This is a genomic window from Mesorhizobium sp. ES1-6 (genome assembly GCF_020164775.1).
In the GTDB taxonomy this organism is placed as follows: domain Bacteria; phylum Pseudomonadota; class Alphaproteobacteria; order Rhizobiales; family Rhizobiaceae; genus Mesorhizobium.
In genome coordinates, this window is sequence record NZ_JAIUGU010000018.1 from 1 (window position 1) to 20191 (window position 20191).

The window sequence follows — 20191 nt, forward strand, 5'->3', positions numbered from 1 at the left end:
CCCCCGAACGGACCGAAACCGCCGCCCCCCCTGCCGCCGAATTTACCGGCCATGTGCATGAACATGCGCTCGCCGAAATGATGATGGCCGGAATGATTGTGCCCAAAATTGTGCTTGTGCATTTGATTGCTCCTTGAGTTCTATCTTACGATATATCTTAATTAGGCGTACCCGATCGCCGAGTCAAGATATATCTTACGATGTATCTAAATGTCGCGCCAGAGGCTTGCTTTCGCCGGAACGCGCGGCTAGAAGGCGCTTGAGGGTCAATGACCGCTCCGTAAGCGTCTGACGTCAAGCAACGCATCCACTCCCGGTCCTCCGGGCAATTTCGCCGAAATCGGCGAACGGATGCCACATGCGAGAGACCGGATGCTTCAGGGAAACTCCACAAATGGCTGCAAGACCTCGGCGCGGGAAGCTGCCCGCGCGCTATGCCGCGATCCTCACCCCATTGGTGCTGTCGCTGCTGATGACCTTCATCGTCTCATTCATCTCGACGTTGAAAAGCCTTGGCTTCGACCCGGACCTGCCCTCCATCTGGATGACCGCCTGGGGCTTGTCCTGGCTGGTGGCGTTTCCGACGCTGATCTTGGTGCTGCCGATGGTGCGCCGCATCGTCGGGGTGCTGTGTGAGCCAGCGAGGCGATAGAACCAGCGACCAGAGGCCCGGAGATTTTCGCCGGGCCTTCCCATGTCACCGCTACCAGCGGCCCTTGCGCCGGTTCCAGCCGTAGAGAAGATCGGCGAAGCGATCATAGGCAAGGCGGGTCAGCGGCAGCATGAGCCGATTGCCGAACAGGCTAGCCAGCCAGCCCTCGCCCGGCGTGATCCGCCAGACGGCGATCGCGACATCGGCGCCCACGAGGAATTCACCCTTGGCATCGGTCGCATGCAGCCGGCGGCGGATGTTCTCGAGCGAGGCGCCGTGCAACGACAGCGCATCCGGCTCCAGGTTGATGTCGCGGAACTCGACCCGCCCGGCCTTGACCGCCGCGATCAGCCGCCGCTTCTGCCTGCCGATGCCGGCATCGCAGACCGGACAACGCGTGTTGTACCAGACGGTCAGCATTGGCCCTGCCCTGCCATCAATCACTTGCCGCGCATCGCGGCCTTTGGCCCGATGCATTTGTTGTCGCGAAACAGCGCCCACTCCTCGCACAAGCGTCCGTTGGGCAGGCGGCAAAACCCGTATTCGTTTCCGGCCTTGTCCCTCCTGACCACGAAGCGGCCGCCGATCGCACCGCAATGGACCGATGCCGGATTGGCCATGCCGAGCTGTTTTGGCGGACCGGCATCGGCCTGGGTCCAGGAGAACGCGGCGAGGCTGATGGCCAATATCGAGACATTTCTCATCGCGGTTCTCCCAGGGCAGGACGCCGATCCGTCTTGCGGCAAGATGCCATAAGCGGCAAGGTCCGGAAACGCCGCCGATTTGCATCATCCAAGTGAGGTGATGATCTCGCGGTAGGCGAATTCGGGGAAGGCCTTCATCGTCCGCGTCCTGATGTTGCCGGAAGCAGCGAGCATCAGTGAGAAACGTGCCAGCACCGCGTCGTCGGGCGCCTCGCCCACCGCCACCATGTCGTATTCACCCATGGTCAGGTAGAACGCCTTGAACGATCCGCCCATCTCGCCCAGTTGCTTCCTGGCGGCATCGAGCCGCTTGGGTGACTCGCGCACATTCTTGGCGCCCTGCTCCGTCCAGTTCATCAGCACGATGTAGCTTGTCATGGCACACCTCCCGCCGGGGCCACGGAGCACGGCGCTGAGGCCGCAGGTCTGTCGACACGGCCTCGACCGGGGCGGGGCTTCCGGGGTTGTCGCCCGAAAAATGCATCCGACATCGGATTATCCTCCCGCTGCCAACGTCCCGCAAGCACTACCGCGCCGGCACCATGAGGGAGCGGCCAGTTGAAACCGGTTTAAAACGCAGCTTGATTGCGGCAATCTCCGTCGTGGCCTCAGCCCGGCAAAACGTTCGAGGCCAGCCAGCCGGAGAACCTCATGCGCGAGACGACAGACCTGCCGCCGCAACAGATCGACATTCCCGCCGCCTGGACCGGCGAGGACATGGCCAGGCACCCTGAACGATGGCTTGTCGAACTGGAGCAGCAGGACGTGGCGGAGTTGGAAGCCGCCGCGGCCGGCTTTCTTGCCGGCTCGCGCGATATCGGCGGCCTGACCAAGGCGGATTTCCCCTTGCCCCGTCTGGCCGGCCATCTTGCCGCCCTTCGCGAAAAGCTGATCGCTGGCATCGGCTTCGAGGTTCTGCGCGGTCTGCCGGTCGAAAGATATTCCGCCGAGATGGCGGCAACCATCTTCTGCGGTGTGGGCGCCCATCTGGGAAGCGCGCGCTCGCAGAATGCCCAGGGCCACGTCCTCGGCCATGTCCGCGACATCGGCGCCAACGCCAGGGACGCCACCACCCGCATCTACCAGACGGCGGAGCGCCAGACGTTTCACACCGATTCCGCCGATGTCGTCGGCCTGCTCTGCCTGCAAGACGCCATGCAAGGCGGCGAGTCCCTGCTGGTCAGCACGGTGACGATCTACAATGAGATGCGCGAAAGCCGGCCGGATCTCGCCCGCCTGCTGTTTGATCCGATCGCCACCGACCGACGCGGCGAAATACCGGAGGGGCAAAAGCCCTATTTCGAAATCCCGGTGCTCAACTGGCATGCCGGGCTGCTGACCGGTATCTACCAGCGCCAATACATCGACAGCGCGCAACGCTTTCCCGATGCGATGCGCCTCACTCCAGCCCATGTGGAGGCACTGGACCTCTTCGACAGCCTTGCCAATGATCCCCGGCTGAACCTGTCGATGCGGCTGCGGCCGGGCGACATGCAGTTCGTCTACAATCATTCGCTGCTTCACGACCGTATGGGCTTTCGCGATTGGCCTGAAACGGCCAAGCGGCGTCATATGTTGCGCCTTTGGCTGTCGATCCCCGGCGACCGCCCGCTGCCGGACTGCTTCCGGCAGCGCTACGGCTCGATCGAGGTTGGCAACCGGGGCGGCATCATCGTCAAGGGGACGCGGCTGAACGTGCCGTTGCTTTGACGCCAGAAACGAAAAAGGGCGCCAACCGGCGCCCTTGACTCTTCGTCACAAAAACCAACTCAGCTGTCCAGGAAGCTGCGCAGCTTGCGGCTGCGGCTAGGATGCTTGAGCTTGCGCAGCGCCTTGGCTTCGATCTGGCGGATACGCTCGCGGGTGACCGAGAACTGCTGGCCGACTTCTTCCAGCGTGTGGTCGGTGTTCATGCCGATGCCGAAGCGCATGCGCAGCACACGCTCCTCGCGCGGCGTCAGCGAGGCCAGAACGCGCGTGGTCGTCTCGCGCAGATTGGCCTGGATCGCCGCGTCGATCGGCAGGATCGCCATCTTGTCTTCGATGAAATCACCGAGGTGCGAATCCTCCTCGTCGCCGACCGGCGTTTCGAGCGAGATCGGCTCCTTGGCGATCTTCAAGACCTTGCGCACTTTTTCGAGCGGCATGGCGAGCTTTTCGGCCAGTTCCTCCGGCGTCGGCTCGCGGCCGATCTCGTGCAGCATCTGGCGCGAGGTGCGCACGATCTTGTTGATCGTCTCGATCATGTGCACAGGGATGCGGATGGTGCGCGCCTGGTCGGCGATCGAACGCGTGATCGCCTGCCGGATCCACCATGTTGCGTAGGTCGAGAACTTGTAGCCGCGGCGGTATTCGAATTTGTCGACCGCCTTCATCAGGCCGATATTGCCTTCCTGGATCAGGTCGAGGAACTGCAGGCCGCGATTGGTGTATTTCTTGGCGATCGAGATGACGAGGCGCAGATTGGCCTCGACCATTTCCTTCTTGGCGATCGCGGCTTCGCGCTCGCCCTTCTGCACCTGGTTGACGATCTTGCGGAATTCCAGGATCGAGATCGCCGTTTCGGTGGCCAGGTGCTGGATCTCGGCGCGCAGATCCTTGATCGCATCCTTCTCGTTCTTGGTGAATTCCTTCCAGCCGCGCGAGGTCAGGTTGGCGATCGAGCGCGTCCAGTTCGGATCGAGCTCGGAGCCCTGATATTCCTTCAGGAACTCCTCACGACGCACGCCGTAGCTTTCGGCCAGCCGCAGGAGCTTGCCCTCGTTCTGCACCAGGCGCTTGTTGATGTCGTAGAGCTGCTCGACCAGCGCCTCGATGCGCGCGGTGTTGAGCGACAGCGACTTCACCGCCTTGATCAGCTGGTCCTTCAGCTCCTTCAGCCGGCGGTCCTGGCTGGGCGACAGCGTGCCGGCGGCGGCCAGACGGTTCTCGACCTGCTGGTCCTGCAGCTTGCGCAGCTTCTTGTAGGTGTCGGCGATGACGTCGAGCGTCTCCATCACCTGCGGGCGGAGTTCCGCTTCCATCGCCGCCAGCGACAGGCTCGCCTCGTCCTCGTCTTCCTCGTCGTCGTCGCCAATGCCGCGCGTATCGGCGCCGACATTGGTGATGTCGTCTTCATCGTCGCGTCCGCGACGCGGCTTTTCCTCGGCCTTGGGCGCTTCCTCGACGCGTTCGACCACCGGCGCCTGCTTGGCTTCGGGGCCGGCATAGGTGGCTTCGAGGTCGATGATCTCGCGCAGCAGGATCTTGGATTCGTTGAGCTCGTCGCGCCAGATGATGATGGCCTGGAAGGTCAGCGGGCTTTCGCACAGGCCCGCGATCATCGTCTCGCGGCCGGCCTCGATGCGCTTGGCGATGGCGATTTCGCCTTCGCGCGACAGAAGCTCGACCGAGCCCATTTCGCGCAGATACATGCGCACCGGATCGTCCGTGCGGTCGGTCGGCTCTTTCTTGGTGGTGGTGGCCGCGACGGCGGTGCCGGTCTGCTCGGCCAGCTCGTTGGCGTCTTCCTCGGCATCGGCGGCGGTGTCGCCGGCCTCGGTCTCTTCTCCCTGCTCGTCGTCCTCGACGACATTGATGCCCATGTCGGACAGCATCGCATTGATGTCTTCGATGCGGTCCGGATCCGTCTCTTCCGAGGGCAGCACCGCATTGAGCTCGTCGAGCGTGACATAGCCGCGCTTCTTGGCGGCCTTGATCATCTTCTTGACAGCATCATCGGAAAGGTCGAGCAGGGGCCCATCGGTGGCGCCTTCGCGTTCGGTCTCGACCTCTTCCTTTTCCTTTGTCGCCATAGTCTTTATCTTCTCCTAGCGGCCGGCCATCGGGGGCCGCTCAAGCTGTCGGACCAGTCAAATCGGATACGCCCGTTTTCTAAACGCGCTTCACCGGGCCTATGAACTGCATCCACTCTTTTGTTTGGTGCATGCCGTTGCCCCAAAACCGGTTCCACTCTTGGGCGGCATACATTAAGTCCAGATTAACCCTGATATCTGTGGCAGCCGGGCCGCCTGTCCAGTGATCAAGTCCCTTGCATCGCTTGTTTCCCGTCGACGCGGGTGCGGGTTAACGTTTCGAATCGTCCTGATTCCGCCATTCTGTCCGAAGGTCAAGCGCCACTGGCATGATTCGCATGAAAAAAGCGAATCAATTACCCGACTTAGCGCGCCTCGCCCCCAAGGGAAGCGTGGCGGCGCCTTCATTTCTGTACGCAGTTGCACTAGGCTCGCCCGGCCCTGCCCGACGATACGCCGAATCCTTCGATCAGCGCTTCCGTCGCTTGTACATCCTGAAATTGCGCCTGAATTTCGATCAGATGGCGGAAGTTTTCGTCCGAAGGATCCGCCTCGAGCGCCGCTTCCGCCTGTTTCAGCTCCTTATGTAAGGTGCGCGCGCTGCGCTGCAAGTGCAGCGCCTGGTTGAGCGCGTCGCGGGCATCCTCGAGCGCCGCGGTTTCCAGCGCCGGCCACTGCCGCGCCCGCTTGATCAGGCCGACGGCGCGCTCCCAGATTTCGGCGCAGCCGGCACGCTCGATCGTCGCCACCACCGCGTGCCGGTCATTGGCCATGTCGTGCGCCATCGCATCGAGGATGGCGGCGTGCAGCCGCGTCAGGTCGGAATTGGCGAGGTCGAGAAACTCGACATGGGCGAAATTCTCGTCGATCAGCGCCGGATGGTTGACCAATGCCACGATGATCGTCGCCTCGCGCACCGACATCCCCTCGCCGCGCCTGACCAGCGCCGATTGGCCGAGGCTTTCGGTGATCGCCATGCGGCCGCCGCCAGGCTTCGCGAATTGGCCCCCGGGTGCGGCTGCCTTGCCCTGCTGCCCCGGTTTCCAGTCCTGGCGCCCTTGCCGCGTATCGCGCTGCGAGCCGAAGAAGCTCTTTTCGCGTTCGCGCATTTCCTGCTGGTAGTGATAGCGCGTGCTTTCGTCGCGGATGCGGCTGGCGAGTTCGCGCAGCGTCTTTCCCAGTTCCGCCCGCCGTTCCGGCGTGTCGAAGACGCCGCCCGCCGTCTCGCGCATCCAGAGCAGATCGACCAGCGGCCGCGCGTCGGCCAGTACGGCGCGGAAGGCGTCCGGCCCCTCGGCCTTGACCAGGTCGTCGGGGTCCTTGCCTTCCGGCAGCAGCGCGAAGCGCGCCGAGCGTCCGGCCTGGACCGAAGGCAGTGCCAGGTCGGCTGCCCGCCATGCCGCCTTCAGCCCGGCCTTGTCGCCGTCGAAGCACAGCATCGGCTCCGGCGCCATGCGCCACAGAAGTTCGAGCTGGTTTTCGGTGAGCGCGGTGCCAAGCGGCGCCACGACGTTCTCGAAACCGGCCTGCGCCAGCGCGATCACGTCCATGTAGCCTTCGACCGCGATCACCGTGCCGCCTTTCGCCAGCGCCTTGCGGGCGCGGGCGAAATTGTAGAGCACATTGCCCTTGTGGAAGAGCTCGGTATCGGGCGAGTTCATGTATTTGGCGAGCGCATCCGGCGCCAGCGCGCGACCGCCGAAGGCGATGATCTTGCCGCGCGAATCCGGGATCGGGAACATGATGCGGTCGCGGAACCAGTCATAGGAGACCGGAATGTCGTCGCCATGGCGCACCAGGCCGCAGGCCTCGATATCGGCTTTCGGCACGCCCTTGGCCGCCAGATGCTCCTTCAGCGCATTGCGGCTGTCGGGCGCGAAGCCGAGCCGGAACGACTGCTGTGTCGCCGGCGTCAGCCCACGATCCCTGAGATAGGCGCGGGCCTTGGCGCCCTCGGGACCTTGCAGGCGTTCCTGGAAGAAGACGGTCGCCATCTCCATGACATCGGTCAGGCTGGCGCGTTCCTTCTCGCGCCGCTCCTCCTGGGCATCGCGGACCGGCATCGGCACGCCGGCCATGTCGGCGATCTTCTCGACCGCCTCGGGAAAGCTCAACCCCTCCAGTTCGGTGAGGAACTTGAAATGATCGCCCGAGACCGAGCAGCCGAAACAGTGGTAACGCCCCTTCTTGTCCTCGCAATGGAAGGACGGGCTCTTCTCGCCATGGAACGGACAGCAGGCCCAATAGTCGCCGCGCGACGCATTGGTCTTCTTGCGATCCCACGCGACGCGCTGGCCGATGACCGAGGAAATCGGCACACGGTCGCGTATCTCATCGAGGAAGGCGGGTGGAAAGCGCATATGGCAACTCGTTTCGCCACCATATAATCATGCCCGCGATTTCAGACGACCCCTAATGCGGACGATGCCCGGTTTCCACAGGGGCAACAAAAGCGGTCGCGGCCATATCTCAACAGAGGCGCGATCTTATGCGGCATCCTTGCGTAACGCGCGCACAGCCGGCTGTTCGTGTCTCATCGCCTGAGCCAGATCGTAATTGGTCTGCATCGACAGCCAGGCACGGGCGGTACTGACGCCTGCCATCTCCAATCGGACGGCGAGGTTCGGACTGATTGCCGCGCGACCATTGAGGACACGCGAAAGCGCCACGCGCGACATGCCAAGACGTTCGGCAGCGTCCTTCACCGACAGTTCCAACGGCGCAAGCACGTCTTCGCGGAGCAGTTCACCAGGGTGAGGAGGGTTCTTCATCATCATCATCTCTGTCCGTCAGTGGTAGTCCTGGTAGTCAACCAATTCGACATTGGCTCCCGCGAACCGAAAGGTTAAGCGCCAATTGCCGTTGACCCACATCGACCAATGTCCTTTCAACTCGCCTTTGAGCGGATGCAGTCTGAAGGCGGGTATGTTCAGGTCCTGAGGGCCGGCGGCCACGTCGAGCAGAGCAAGGATACGGCCGAGCTTGCCAGCATGCGCGGCCTGAATTCCTCGTGTCGAGCCCGTTTGGAAAAAGGCTTCGAGGCCCTTGTGCCGAAACCCGACAATCATGACCACCAATGTATCCCGTAACTATACAAGATACAACCCTTCGCGGCTCGATCGGTCAGGTTCCAGATTTGCGCCGACGTCACCAGCGCCAAGAAGGCGGCCTGCGAGCCGCCTCCTTATGAAAGGCCAGCGAGATGCCGGCGGTCGTCAGTGCTTACTGCGCGGCAAGCGCACCGAAGATGACGCCGGAGAGGATGCCGACCAGCACATAGTCATTGCCGACGCGAATCCATTCCTGGCCACGGCCGGGGCGGTGCAGGCCGTAGCGGCCATAGTCGCGGATCGGCTGGTGGCGCTTCCAGTTGGAATATTTCTGGCCATTGCGCCAATGGTTGCGCTTCACCACGACCTTCTTCTTGAAGACACGCTTCTTCACATCCCTGTGGTCGCCGGGCTTCTGCCAGTCGACCTTGGTGTAGTTCGACTGCGACGCGACCGGCGCATTCATCGGCGCGGCCTGGCCGGTGAGCGAGGTGGCGGCCAGCATCGAGAAAGCGAGAGCGGAAAGAACAATGCGTTTCATCGGAAGTCTCCTTGGTTGTCGATGCCCGAGGAATAGCCGCCAGCGGATGAACTGAAACTGAACATTCACATTACAATTGCGTAATTATTTCCGCTTCTTATTCCAGAGATTTGAACATCATCGCAAAGATGGCGCCGAAGCGCCGCGGACCGGGCCGATCGACCGCACAAGCCCTTGCAATCAGTTGCGGCCTGTCCATTTCCGACACTGGCCGTCGCCTTGCGGCTGCCCTTGAAATGGACAATTTTTTATTATCCGGCTAAAATATTCCGGCTATATTCCAAGGCTGCCATGACCATGATTCGTACCCTCGCTTTCGCCACCGGTCGCCACGCTGCCCGCGCGCGCCATGCCCGCATGCAGGCACCGCGATGAGTGGCTCCGTCGTCCTTCTGCATCTGGCCGGCGCGGTCGCGCTGATGCTGTTTGCCACCCGCATGGTCAAGACCGGCGTCGAGCGCGCCTATGGCGACGTGCTGCGTCATCGCCTGCGCGCCACCATGCGCAATCCCATCATGGCGGTGCTGGCCGGCACCGGTCTTGCGATCGCCCTGCAAAGCTCCACCGCCGTCACCTTGCTGGTCGGCTCCTTCGCCGGCTCCGGCATCGTCTCGGGCGCCGCCGGCCAGCTCGCCGTGCGTGGCGCCGAGATCGGCTCGGCTTTGGTGGTCAAGCTCCTGACCTTCGACCTCACGCTCCTGGTGCCGCTCTGCCTGATCACCGGCACGGTGATGTTCATGGCCACCGAGCGGCGCGACTGGCGCCAGACCGGCCGTATCCTGGTCGGCATCGGCCTTCTGATCCTGTCGCTGGAGATGATCGGCCAGGCGTCGGAGCCGCTGCGCAACAGCCAGCTCATGCCGGTCATCATCAATTATTTCTCCAGCGATTCCATCACCGCCTATCTGCTGGCGGCGCTGGTCACCTGGCTGTTCCAGTCGAGCATCGCGGCAGTCCTGCTGATGGCGACGCTGGCCGGCCGCGGCCTGATCAGCCCGGAACTCGGCGTCGTGCTCATCCTCGGCGTCAATCTCGGCTCCTCGATCATCGCGCCGATGCTGACCCGCTCGTCCGGGCCCGCCGTGCGCGTCGTGCCGATCGGCAATCTGCTGATGCGCGGGCTGGGCTCGCTGGTCATGCTGATCCTGTTCATGATCGTGCGGCCGCATGTCGGGTTCCTCGGCGCGACGGCTGCCGACCAGATCGTCAACGCCCACATCCTGTTCAACGTCATCATCCTGCTCGCCGGCCTGCCGCTGGCCGGTTTCGTCTACCGCGCCTCCGAAAGGATCGTGGCGCTCGGCACCAAGGCGGCGCCGGCCGCCACGCTCGACGTCGTCGAACTCTCCGCCCTCAACGAAAGCGCCCTCGACGTGCCAAGCCAGGCCTTGGCCAACGCCACGCGCGAAGTGGTGCGGGTCTGCGAGACGGTCGAGATCATGCTCAAGCGCATCATCGAACTCTACGAGAGCGCCGATACCGACAAGATCAAGGCACTGGCCGCCCTCGACGACCGTGTCGACCGCAGGCACGCGGCCATAAAACTCTACCTTGCCAAGGTCACCAAGAACCCGCTGACCGAAGACGAGGCGCTGCGCTGCCAGGAATTGATCGGCGCCTGCGTCAAGCTCGAGCAGGTCGGCGACATCATCGTGCGCAACATGCTGGTGCATGTGAAGAAGAAGCTCGAACACGGCCTGGAATTCACGCCCGAAGGCTGGCGTGAACTCTGTGCGTTCCACGCCTCGGTGCTGGCCAATGCCCGGCTTGCCTTCAACGTGCTGGTGTCGCGCGACCCCGAGACCGCCCGCCAGCTGGTGCTTGAAAAGGACCAGTTGCGCGACCGCGAGAAGGAAACCAGCGCCAGCCATTTCCTGCGGCTGCGCGAGGGCACCGCCAGGAGCGTCGAGACCAGCTCGATCCACCTCGACACCATCCGCGACCTGAAGCAGATCAACTCGCTGCTGGCGTCGATGGCCTACCCCGTGCTGGAAGAGCGCGGCCTGCTCTTCGGATCGCGGCTGAAGGCGAGCTGACAAGTAGCCGGTTTTTCCTTCTCCCCAGGGGGAAGGAAAAAACGCCCCGCATCCACTCAAGAAAACCTAAACCGGCGGCAAAAATTTCTGGATTGCCTGCCGCCCCCATCCATGGTTTGAGCCCATCATTCCGGGGGTCTTTTTCATGTCGTTGCCGCTCATCGCCCTGTTCATTGCCGCTTTCGCGTTCGGCACCACCGAATTCGTCATCGCCGGCGTGCTGCCGCAGGTGGCGCAAGGGCTCGGCGTTTCGGTTCCGACCTCCGGCTATCTCGTCTCCGGCTATGCCTGCGGCATCGCGATCGGCGGCCCGCTGCTGGCGCTCGCCACCAAGCGCCTGCCGCGCAAGACGTTGCTGCTCGGCCTCGCCGTCGCCTTCACCATCGGCCAGGCGGCCTGCGCGCTGGCGCCCGACTTCACCTCCATGCTGTTGCTGCGCATTGCCGTCGCGGTCGCGCATGGCGCCTATTTCGGCGTCGCCATGGTGGTCGCGGTCGGCCTGGTGCGCGAGGATCAGCGCGGCATGGCGGTCGCCGTCATCCTGTCGGGCCTCACCGTCTCCAACGTCATCGGCGTGCCGGCCGGCACCGCGATCGGCAACATCTGGGGCTGGCGCGCCACCTTCTGGGTGATGGGCGCGCTGGGCGTGGCGGCAACGCTTGCCATGGCCGCCCTGTTGCCGCGCGCCGCCGGATACCAGGCCAAATCGGCCAGCCTTGCCAGCGAGGTCCGCGTGCTGGCGCGCCAGCAGGTCTGGACCTCGCTGATCCTGATGCTGATGCTGATGCTCGGCCAGTTCTGCCTGTTCACCTACATCACCCCGACGCTGCTGGACGTCACGGGGCTCGACGAGAACCTGGTGCCCTGGGTACTGCTGCTCAACGGCGTCGGCGCCACGCTTGGCGTCTTCCTCGGCGGCAAACTGTCGGACTGGAAATTGATGCCGTCGCTGATCGCCATGCTGGCCCTGCAGGCGGTGACGCTGGCCGTCCTCTATGCCGTCAGCCCCTACCCCCTGCCGATGGTTGTCGCGATCATCGCCTGGGGCGGGCTCAACTTCGCCATCGGCACCCCGATCCAGACCCGCATCCTGGCCTGGACGGCCGACGCCTCCGGCCTCGCCGCCTCGCTCATCCCGTCCGGTTTCAATATCGGCATCGCGCTGGCCGCGTCGCTCGGCGCCGCAATGCTCAATGCGGGCTATGGTTACCGCAGTCTGCCGGTTGCTGGCGCCCTTGCCATGCTGGTCGCCGTCATCGTCGCCATTGCCTCGCATGTCTGGGAACGCCGTGCCGACGTGACACCACCCCTGCCGGCGGCCGCCGAATAGAAGGTCGCCCACGCGCCGGTGCGGCAGCCGCAATTCTCGCACTGGCTCTACGATCAGGTGCAAAGGCGATAGCGCCTACAGATCGATCCGGAACCGCAGGCTTTCCACTCCGCCATAGGCGGCATCCTCGAAGAAGCGTTCGACCAGCCTGCCGCCATTGGCCAGGATCACCTTGTGGGAGGCCGGATTGCCCGGCTTGGCAGTGATCTCGACATAGGGCAGGCCGATCGCCCTCGCCTCGTCCAGCATCAGCCGCAGCGCCTGCGTGGCATAGCCGCGTCCCCGCTTCCACGGCACCACGGCATAGCCGATATGGCCAAGCACGTGCGATGGCAGTTCGGCCGTTCCCTTCTGCCAGCGAAAGCCGATCGAGCCCGAGGCCTCGCCGTCCCAGATCCAGCGGCGGAATCCCGGCAGGCGCGGCGCCTGTGTTCCGTCCGGCAAGGCGATGGGCGATCCCTTGGCTTCGGTATCATCGAGGCTGGCCAGGAAGGCGGCCGGATCTTCCTCGATGGCCGCGAGTTGTTCGCGCGTCGCTTCCAGGAGCCGCACATTGTCCGGCGACCAGCCACGTTCGAGCGCCGCCTTGTAGGATGGCAGATGTTCAAGCGCCGGTTTGACGATCTCGACCATGGTCGATGCTTCCTGAAAACGAAGCAGGCATAGCCCTGGACGGCTGGGCACTCAAGCCGCGTGGAAGCGGATCTCGCCCTTGTTCAGGAAGCAGGCCTTGTTGAACAGCGACAGGTCGAGCGGGTTCGGCAGCCTGATGTCGCTGATATCGGGACCGGCTTGACCGCGGGATCGTAGGACCGGTCGATCTGCGAGATGAAGACCAGGACCACACCGCGGTCGCGTGCGAAAACCTTCAGCGTGCGGACCTGCTGCGCCAGGTCCGGATTCGCCCGCTTCTGGTCGAGCAGTTGCAGATAGTCGATGACCGCCAGCGTGCCGCGCGGCGCCGATGCCAACCGCGCGACGATGTAGTCGGCGCTGATGGTATCGGAATTGTCGAACTCGAACAGTCGGTCGAACCGGGCCGGCTCGACCCCGATCGCGCGGAACCTGTCGAGAATATCGGCATGCGTATATTCCAGCGTGAAGAACACGCTACGGTGGCCCGACTTCATCGCTTCCACCGCGAGTTCGAGGCTCATCAGCGTCTTGCCGTGCCCCGGACGCGCGCCGACCAGCACGAGGTCGCCGGGCGCCAGTCGGGCAAACAATCCGCCGGCGGGTCCCGCCTCGGCGGCCTTGGCCGCAAGCAGGCTCCAGCTCGCAAAACCTTCTTGCGCAGCGACGCGGTCAAGCGCCTGGTGGAGCGGTATCTTCGTCTCACGAGCCAATAGCCTGGCCTGGCGCTTCAGATGATAGACGGGGGCGGATAGCCTCATCGCGAAAACCTCCTGGTGCGAGCAGTTTTCGCAACCCCTCCTTATGCCATGCCAAACCGCACGGCGGTTTGGCAGATGTGCTCGAACAGTCGGTTCAATGATTGGATGGCCCCGCATGAACGATGCTTTCCCGGCGGAGGGAGGAGGCGCGGGCCGCGCCAGAATCAGATCATAGCGCAATCCCGGCGGATCGAAAATCGTGGATGGAGAGCCTTGCCGCAAGCCTTGAGCCAGCATGGCGGCCTATGACGGCCGCGCGTTGGCCTGGGCACTTCGCGCATACTTGCTCGTGCGCTAAACAAGATGTGTTTCGCCTGATGGCGCGCGGCATTTTATGATTGTCCCCAGGTGATTCACCGTGGGAATCACGAAACGGCTTCGACAGGAGAATGGGTCCGGTGCGGTTGAGATCTGTCCCCTTGGGTGTCGTTGCGCTCCTCGGTCTCCTCGTCGCCGTCATGGCCTTGACGGTATCGGCCCGGTCCTTTGCCGCGCCGTCGGCCGTTCCGGCCTGGCTTCAAGCCCATGTCGGCGACGGTGACGGCCAGATTTCGCAAGTGGTGCTGCAGCGGGCGCGCGCGCTTTACCTGAAGAAGGTGGCGCAGGGCGCCGTCAGGAACCCCTGCTACTTCGCCATGGACGCCACCCGTCCCGGCGATCTCGGCAATGGCGTGCTCGGGCGCCGCTACTATGTCGTGTGCGAAGCCAGCCAGTCGTTTCGCGCGATTTCGTCGGGCCATGGCGGCGGCCGAAACCTCAAGGGTACCGTCGATTTCTCGAACGGCAGGCGCTGCGCCAGGAATTTCGGCAATGCCATGGATTCGGAACTGACCGCTGGCGGCGCCTACATGACCCGTGAAGCGAAGACCTCGTTCAAGGGCTTCTATCGCACCGCCGCGAAACAGGACGTGGCTTTCCAACGCACCTTCATCCAGTTCGACGGCGAAGGCGAGGCCGCCAACGCAAGGCAGCGCGTGATCGGCGGCCACGCGGCGCAGGTGCTGCGCGGCATGTGCCTGCGCAAGAGCCCGAAAAGTTCCTACGCCGACCATGACGGCATGGTCCCGTTCGGCAAGCTGGTGGACTATGCCGGCGGCCGCAGCAATGGCTGCACCAGCTGGTCGCCGACCGATGCCGCGCAGCTCATCGCGATGGTCAAGGACAATCCGACGACGCTCTACATTTATCCGGAATCGCGCGACATCGCCGCCGTCGCGGGCGGCCATTCCTCATCGGGCACCTATTGGAACGCATCCTGCCTGAAGGAAATCGGCACGCCGAAATTCTGGCCGCGAAAGACCCTTGAGCCGGTCATTGCCCAGTACAAGAAGGATCATCCCGCACCACCCGCGCAGCCGCTGCCGATCTGCAAGGAACCGTAAGACATACCCACGGCCCCCCGGCTCCGGCTCAGCGCAGGAAATCGAGCACGGCCCGCCTGAACTCGGCGGGATATTCCACGTTCGACAGGTGGACCGCGGGCAGCACGACAAGCTTTGCGCCGGGCACCGTTGCCGCGATCAACTCGCTGTGGCTCGCCGCCGTCACCGTGTCGTGCTCGCCGGCGATCACCAGCGTCGGCCGGGAGATCAACGCCACCGTGCGGCGAAGGTCGGCATCGCGAACCGCCGCGAACAGACCGGCCAGGCCTTGCCGGTCGATCGCAAGCAGCATAGCGCGGAATTCCTCGATGACCGGTTCGTTGGCCGCCACCATCCGGGCGGGAAACCAGTTGTTGAGGAACACTTCGGCGGTTTCCGACATGTCCGGCGCCTGCCGCACGACGGCAATCCGCTCGTCGAAGTAACTTGCCGGCGCCAGATGCGACGAAGTGTTGCTCAGGATCAGCCGGTCGATCCGCTCGGGTGCGTGGATGCCGAGCCACTGGCCGACGAAGCCGCCCAGCGACAGGCCGAGGAAATGCACGCGTTCAAGGCCGAGCCCATCGATGAGTTCGATTACGTCGCGGCCAAGCCGGTCGAGCGAATAGGCGCCGACTGGCACGCTCGATCCGCCATGGCCGCGAAAATCGTAGCGCAGAACGCGGAAATGCCTGGACAACTCGCCGACCTGCCCATCCCACATGTGCAGCGTGGTGGCGATGGAGTTGGACAGCACCAACACCGGTTTTCCGGCGTCGCCGTCGAAGCGGTAGGCGATGCGCGCGCCGTCGCCTGTTGTCACGAAATTCAGCTCACTCATGATGATGTCCTCTTGGAACGTTGAATGAGGCAAAGCGTAGCTGTGGCCGGTTTTTGGTGATATTACAAAGATAGGACAATCTCTGTAACCAAAGTTGACATGGCCGAATTCACCTTGCACGACCTCCAGTGCTTCGACGCCGTCATCCGTACCGGCGGCTTTCAGCCGGCGGCTGCCATGCTGCATCGCTCGCATCCGGCGGTGTTCGCCGCCGTCGCCAAGCTCGAACGACAGCTCGACCTCGTCCTTTTGGATCGCAGCGGCTATCGGGTGCGTGCGACCGAGGCGGGGCTGTCGTTCCAGCGGCGCGCGCGGCTGCTGCTGCGCGAACTGGACGGCCTGCGCGTCCATGCCGCCCAGCTTTCGATGGGCGAGGAAAGCGAAATCCATGTCGTGGTCGGCGACCTCTGCCCGCGCCCGCAGGTGCTGGGCATGCTCGGACGCTTCTTCGCCCAATGCCCCGGCACCCGTCTGCATCTCCATTTCGAAGCCGTCGGCGGCCCATGGGAGCGTCTTTTCGACGACAAAGCCGATCTGATCCTGCACTGGATCGACAAGGGCGACGCACGGATCGAATGGATCGACCTCAGCAAGGTGCCGTTCATTCCCGTGGTGGCGCCGGGCTTTTTGCCCGCGCGCATCGAACGACCGATCACATTGGAGAAGATGCAGGCATTCACCCAATGCGTGATGCGCGACACCGCCTTGCATTCGCCACGACAGGACTACTTCGTGGTCGAGGGCGCGCCGCAATGTCTGGTCCCCGATCAAGCCATGAAGAAGGAAATCATCCTGCAAGGCCTCGGCTGGGGCCACCTGCCCCACTTCCTGATCGCGGAAGAGCTGCGCGACGGACAGCTATTATCCATTGCCGCCAGTCATTTGCCGGGCCGCACCGACGAATTGGTCGTGGCGCGCCGCCGCGACCGGCCGCATGGGCCGATCGCCAACCGTCTGTGGGATCACATCCAGCATGAGGCACCGGCTTTGCGCCGCGCGCTGGAGTTTCGGACGGCTGCCTCCTAGTTAAGAATCCACCAGCCAGCGGAAGGCGCGGCGGATGAAGGCCTGACCGCCTTCGGTGACCGGTTCGCCATGCGCCATCAGCACCTTTTCGGCCGGCCAGGCCAGGACGCGCGCGATGGCGGCGCGCGCGGCGGGCCGATCGGTGAAGGCAGCGCGGAATTTGCGCGGCACCGAGGGTTCGGCGGCCACCATCAGGTCCAGCCGGGCGACCAGCGCCCGCCAGCCCATGAACCATCCAGGGCGGAAGTGCTGGATAAGATCGGTGAACAGAACAGTCCTGCTTGCACGATGGAAAAAGACGATCTCGGTCGTGATCCGGCTGCCGTGCATGGCGACCTGGTCGAGATCGCCGGCCCATTCGGCGGCCGGCCTGTCGCCGAGATCCCCGTCGAAACGAATGTCGCGGCGTTTCTCACGCAAGCCGGGCGATGCGTAGACCCTGGCCTCGGGATAGCCGCGCTGCCAGTCGGCGAGGAAGACGTGATGGAGCGAATTGGGCGCGATCAGGAAACGCACCTCGCCCAGCGCGTCCACCTCGCTGCGAACCGCGTCGGTCAATTCGGTCGGCGACCAGACGAAGAGGCCACCGCTCGACATCCGAATAACGGCCATGCGTGTCGGATAGCGGAAGCCGGCCGCCGCCGTCACATCGGGGCCGTCCGCGATCCAGATGCCGGGGCCGAATTCGCTCAGAATGCCAACCATGTGCACAACCCTTCCAGGGGAGCCGCTTGAACTCCGGCGCGCCACATCGGACCGTTGCCGGTGAGTCCGGCCGTGTTTGCGAGCCTAAATTTTACATATGTGTAAATTTACACTAAGGTATAAAAATGACAACCTCGAAGCGAACTGAACGGTCGCGAAATCTCATCCTCGACGCCGCCGATCGGGCGTTCCGGGATCTCGGCTTCGCCAACACGTCGGTGGAGGAAATCGCGACGCGCGCGGGGCTGACCCGCAAGACGGTCTACAATCTGTTCAATTCGAAAGAGGAGATCGCGCTGCACCTGATCGCCCGCGTCGAGGCGGAGGACGCCGCCTATCGCGCCCGCATGGCTGCGAACGAGGACGTCTTCAAATTGCTGGAGATCGTCTTTCTCGACAGTGCGCGCTGGTGCCTGGCCAATCCTTCACTCGCTAGGCTGGCCCTGGCCCCGGCCGAGCGCCCGTCCCTGCAACCGCCGCCCGACCGCCCGTCCTTTCAGGGCCTCGTGCGGGACCTTCTCGTGCTGGGCCAGCGGCAAGGCGTCGTCCGTGGCGACGACGACGCCAATTTCATGGCGCTGGTCCTGCTCGGCATATACGGCCAGGCAATGCTTTCGGCACTCTCGGCAGGTTCCTTCAGCGAGGCGGAGATCAGGCACATCATCCGCATTGTCGTCGAAGGCATCGGCGAACGCGCGCCGGACCGGATCGGCGAAAGCTGAAAGATTCGAACGAACGACAGCCAGGGAGCCCTACTGCAACAACCCCTTGACGATGCCGCTGGCCTTGCCGAAATCCATCTGGCCGGCGTATTTCTGCTTCAGCGCGGCGATCACCTTGCCCATGTCCTTCTGGCTGGCCGCGCCGGTCTCGGCGATCGCCTCGCGCGCTGCGGCGATGATCGCCGCATCGTCCAGCTGCGTCGGCAGGAAGCCGCGGATGATCTCCATCTCGCCACGCTCCTGCGCCGCCAGTTCCGGGCGCTTGCCGTCTTCGAATGCCTTCGCCGATTCCTCGCGCTGCTTCACCATCTTGGCCAGGATCTGCAGGATTTCCTCGTCGCTGGCGGGCTCCTTGCCGGCACCGCGATTGGCGATGTCGCGGTCGTGGATGGCGGCCTGGATCAGCCGCAATGTCGGCAGCCGGTGCTTGTCCTGCGCCTTCATCGCGGCCTTCAGGGATTCGGCGATTTTTGCGCGCATTGGTCTCTCTCCTTCGGTCGGCGCGGACAATAGCGCCGGGGGCAGGCCAACGCAAACCCTCAAATGCCACGGCAAGCCTCTGATTTTGCTTGATGAAATAAATCAAAGCCGCATTTCGCATGATCATTGACCGGCCTGCCCCCTTCCCCTATGTACTGGGCCTTGCATGAACTGAAGCTTGAGTGCGTGGAGCCGCGAATTCGCCGCTTCGCGCCGTTTGCCGCGCGGATGGCCCACCGGGCCGGTTGCAACGTGCCCGATAGGAGTGCCGCCATGGCCGAAATGACGCCTGCCTGGACCACCGAAAAGCCGACCGCCCTTCTGGTATTGGCGGACGGCACCGTCATCGAGGGGCGCGGCCTTGGCGCCACCGGCTCGGCCGTGGCCGAAGTCTGCTTCAACACGGCACTCACCGGCTATCAGGAGATCCTCACCGACCCGTCCTATGCCGGCCAGATCGTCACCTTCACTTTCCCGCATATCGGCAATGTCGGCACCAATGGCGAGGACATCGAAGACCTCAACCCCGCCTCTCGCGCCGGCGCCGTCGGCGCCGTGTTCAAGGCCGATGTCACCAACCCGTCCAATTATCGCGCAGCCGGCGATCTCGACCAGTGGCTGAAGAAGCGCGGCATCGTCGCGCTCTCGGGCATCGACACCCGCGCGCTGACCGCGCTGATCCGCGAAAAGGGCATGCCCAACGCCGTCATCGCGCATGCGCCCGACGGCGTCTTCGACCTCGCCGACCTGAAGAGCCGCGCCGCGGCATGGTCGGGCCTGATCGGGCTCGACCTCGCCAAGGAGGTCACCTCGGGCCAGTCCTCGGTCTGGCGCGAGACGCCCTGGGTGTGGAACGAAGGCTTTGGCGAACAGGGCGACCCCTCCTTGCACGTCGTGGCGATCGACTACGGCGTCAAGCGCAACATATTGCGCCTGCTTGCCGGCCTCGGCGCCAAGGTGACGGTGGTTCCGGCCAGCACCGGTTCGGAAGAGATCCTTGCCATGCAACCCGACGGCATTTTCCTCTCCAACGGCCCCGGCGACCCGGAAGCCACCGGCGATTATGCCGTGCCGGTGATCAGGGATTTGCTCAAGACCGACATCCCCGTGTTCGGCATTTGCCTCGGCCACCAGATGCTGGCGCTGGCGCTGGGCGGCAGGACCGCCAAGATGCATCAGGGCCATCACGGCGCCAACCACCCCGTCAAGGATCACACCACGGGCAAGGTCGAGATCGTCTCCATGAACCACGGCTTTGCCGTCGATGCCGACTCGCTGCCCGAGGGCGTGGAGGAGACCCATGTCTCGCTGTTCGACGGCTCGAACTGCGGCATCGCGCTCACCGGCCGTCCGGTGTTCTCGGTCCAGCATCACCCCGAGGCCTCCCCCGGCCCGCAGGATTCGCACTACCTGTTCCGCCGCTTCGTCAACCTGATCCGGCAAAAGCGCGGCGAGGAATTGCTGGCCGAGCGGGCTTGATCCCGCAGAATCGGCGACTGCGATAATATCGCTTAACAGGAAGCGATAGATCCTTGCGATCTATATCGGCAAGCGT

The 20191-nt window shown here is 63.9% G+C and carries 20 protein-coding genes and 1 pseudogene; 8 read left to right on the forward strand and 13 right to left on the reverse strand.

Going from position 1 to position 20191, the window contains the following annotated elements:
• The first annotated feature begins 394 nt into the window (after window positions 1–394).
• A complete protein-coding gene (locus LB564_RS29475; protein ID WP_140709946.1) occupies window positions 395–652 on the forward strand; it encodes a DUF2798 domain-containing protein in 258 nt (85 codons plus the stop codon).
• Between the two features lie 51 nt (window positions 653–703).
• Here LB564_RS29475 and LB564_RS29480 read toward each other — a convergent pair whose 3' ends face one another.
• The 3 genes from LB564_RS29480 to LB564_RS29490 all read right to left on the reverse strand — a co-directional run bounded on the left by LB564_RS29480 (window position 704) and on the right by LB564_RS29490 (window position 1734).
• Window positions 704–1072 carry a thiol-disulfide oxidoreductase DCC family protein gene (locus LB564_RS29480; protein WP_224542610.1) on the reverse strand — a complete coding sequence of 123 codons (369 nt, stop codon included), beginning with the start codon at window positions 1070–1072 and terminating at the stop codon, window positions 704–706.
• Window positions 1073–1092: 20 nt separating this feature from the next.
• On the reverse strand, window positions 1093–1356 hold the full coding sequence (locus LB564_RS29485) for a DUF333 domain-containing protein (RefSeq protein WP_140709942.1): 264 nt from the start codon (window positions 1354–1356) through the stop codon (window positions 1093–1095).
• Window positions 1357–1440: 84 nt separating this feature from the next.
• A complete protein-coding gene (locus LB564_RS29490) occupies window positions 1441–1734 on the reverse strand; it encodes a GYD domain-containing protein (RefSeq protein WP_224542611.1) in 294 nt (97 codons plus the stop codon).
• Between the two features lie 273 nt (window positions 1735–2007).
• Here LB564_RS29490 and LB564_RS29495 point away from each other — a divergent pair, with 273 nt between their 5' ends.
• Window positions 2008–3066 (forward strand): TauD/TfdA family dioxygenase, encoded by a 1059-nt coding sequence (locus LB564_RS29495; RefSeq protein WP_224542612.1) that lies wholly within the window; start codon window positions 2008–2010, stop codon window positions 3064–3066.
• Window positions 3067–3125: 59 nt separating this feature from the next.
• Here the strand turns inward: LB564_RS29495 and rpoD are convergent, their stop codons facing one another.
• From rpoD to LB564_RS29520, 5 genes are all read right to left on the reverse strand, one after another.
• Window positions 3126–5150, reverse strand: a complete 2025-nt coding sequence (gene rpoD, locus LB564_RS29500; protein ID WP_224542613.1) for an RNA polymerase sigma factor RpoD — start codon at window positions 5148–5150, stop codon at window positions 3126–3128.
• 425 nt (window positions 5151–5575) lie between these two features.
• Window positions 5576–7510, reverse strand: coding sequence for a DNA primase (gene dnaG, locus LB564_RS29505; protein WP_140709934.1), 1935 nt, complete (start codon window positions 7508–7510; stop codon window positions 5576–5578).
• 126 nt (window positions 7511–7636) lie between these two features.
• Window positions 7637–7924 (reverse strand): HigA family addiction module antitoxin, encoded by a 288-nt coding sequence (locus LB564_RS29510; protein ID WP_224542693.1) that lies wholly within the window; start codon window positions 7922–7924, stop codon window positions 7637–7639.
• 15 nt (window positions 7925–7939) lie between these two features.
• Window positions 7940–8218, reverse strand: a complete 279-nt coding sequence (locus LB564_RS29515) for a type II toxin-antitoxin system RelE/ParE family toxin (RefSeq protein WP_224542694.1) — start codon at window positions 8216–8218, stop codon at window positions 7940–7942.
• Window positions 8219–8372: 154 nt separating this feature from the next.
• Entirely contained in the window at window positions 8373–8741 is a 369-nt protein-coding gene (locus LB564_RS29520) for an RcnB family protein (RefSeq protein ID WP_140709932.1), read from the reverse strand.
• A gap of 371 nt (window positions 8742–9112) precedes the next feature.
• Between LB564_RS29520 and LB564_RS29525 the strand changes: the two genes are divergently transcribed.
• On the forward strand, window positions 9113–10777 hold the full coding sequence (locus tag LB564_RS29525; RefSeq protein ID WP_224542614.1) for a Na/Pi cotransporter family protein: 1665 nt from the start codon (window positions 9113–9115) through the stop codon (window positions 10775–10777).
• Between the two features lie 145 nt (window positions 10778–10922).
• Window positions 10923–12107: an MFS transporter gene (locus tag LB564_RS29530; RefSeq protein ID WP_224542615.1), complete on the forward strand. Its 1185-nt coding sequence runs from the start codon at window positions 10923–10925 to the stop codon at window positions 12105–12107.
• A gap of 75 nt (window positions 12108–12182) precedes the next feature.
• Here the strand turns inward: LB564_RS29530 and LB564_RS29535 are convergent, their stop codons facing one another.
• Window positions 12183–12740 (reverse strand): GNAT family N-acetyltransferase, encoded by a 558-nt coding sequence (locus tag LB564_RS29535; protein WP_224542616.1) that lies wholly within the window; start codon window positions 12738–12740, stop codon window positions 12183–12185.
• A 51-nt stretch (window positions 12741–12791) separates the two neighbouring features.
• Window positions 12792–13501: pseudogene (locus tag LB564_RS29540) on the reverse strand (DNA helicase).
• A 398-nt stretch (window positions 13502–13899) separates the two neighbouring features.
• Between LB564_RS29540 and LB564_RS29545 the strand changes: the two are divergent.
• A complete protein-coding gene (locus tag LB564_RS29545) occupies window positions 13900–14883 on the forward strand; it encodes a murein L,D-transpeptidase catalytic domain family protein (protein ID WP_224542617.1) in 984 nt (327 codons plus the stop codon).
• 28 nt (window positions 14884–14911) lie between these two features.
• Here the strand turns inward: LB564_RS29545 and LB564_RS29550 are convergent, their stop codons facing one another.
• A complete protein-coding gene (locus LB564_RS29550) occupies window positions 14912–15703 on the reverse strand; it encodes an alpha/beta fold hydrolase (RefSeq protein ID WP_224542618.1) in 792 nt (263 codons plus the stop codon).
• A 99-nt stretch (window positions 15704–15802) separates the two neighbouring features.
• Between LB564_RS29550 and LB564_RS29555 the strand changes: the two genes are divergently transcribed.
• Entirely contained in the window at window positions 15803–16729 is a 927-nt protein-coding gene (locus LB564_RS29555) for a LysR family transcriptional regulator (RefSeq protein WP_224542619.1), read from the forward strand.
• On the opposite strand, the gene LB564_RS29560 is transcribed toward LB564_RS29555, so the two are convergent.
• The gene (locus tag LB564_RS29560) at window positions 16730–17434 is read right to left on the reverse strand and encodes a DUF4336 domain-containing protein (protein WP_224542620.1); all 705 of its coding nucleotides are present in this window, start codon (window positions 17432–17434) and stop codon (window positions 16730–16732) included.
• Window positions 17435–17559: 125 nt separating this feature from the next.
• On the opposite strand from LB564_RS29560, the gene LB564_RS29565 reads away from it, so the two are divergent.
• The gene (locus tag LB564_RS29565; RefSeq protein WP_224542621.1) at window positions 17560–18156 is read left to right on the forward strand and encodes a TetR/AcrR family transcriptional regulator; all 597 of its coding nucleotides are present in this window, start codon (window positions 17560–17562) and stop codon (window positions 18154–18156) included.
• A 30-nt stretch (window positions 18157–18186) separates the two neighbouring features.
• Here the strand turns inward: LB564_RS29565 and LB564_RS29570 are convergent, their stop codons facing one another.
• Entirely contained in the window at window positions 18187–18636 is a 450-nt protein-coding gene (locus LB564_RS29570; protein ID WP_224542622.1) for a GatB/YqeY domain-containing protein, read from the reverse strand.
• 273 nt (window positions 18637–18909) lie between these two features.
• Here LB564_RS29570 and carA point away from each other — a divergent pair, with 273 nt between their 5' ends.
• On the forward strand, window positions 18910–20115 hold the full coding sequence (gene carA / locus LB564_RS29575) for a glutamine-hydrolyzing carbamoyl-phosphate synthase small subunit (RefSeq protein WP_224542623.1): 1206 nt from the start codon (window positions 18910–18912) through the stop codon (window positions 20113–20115).
• Window positions 20116–20191: the final 76 nt, after the last annotated feature.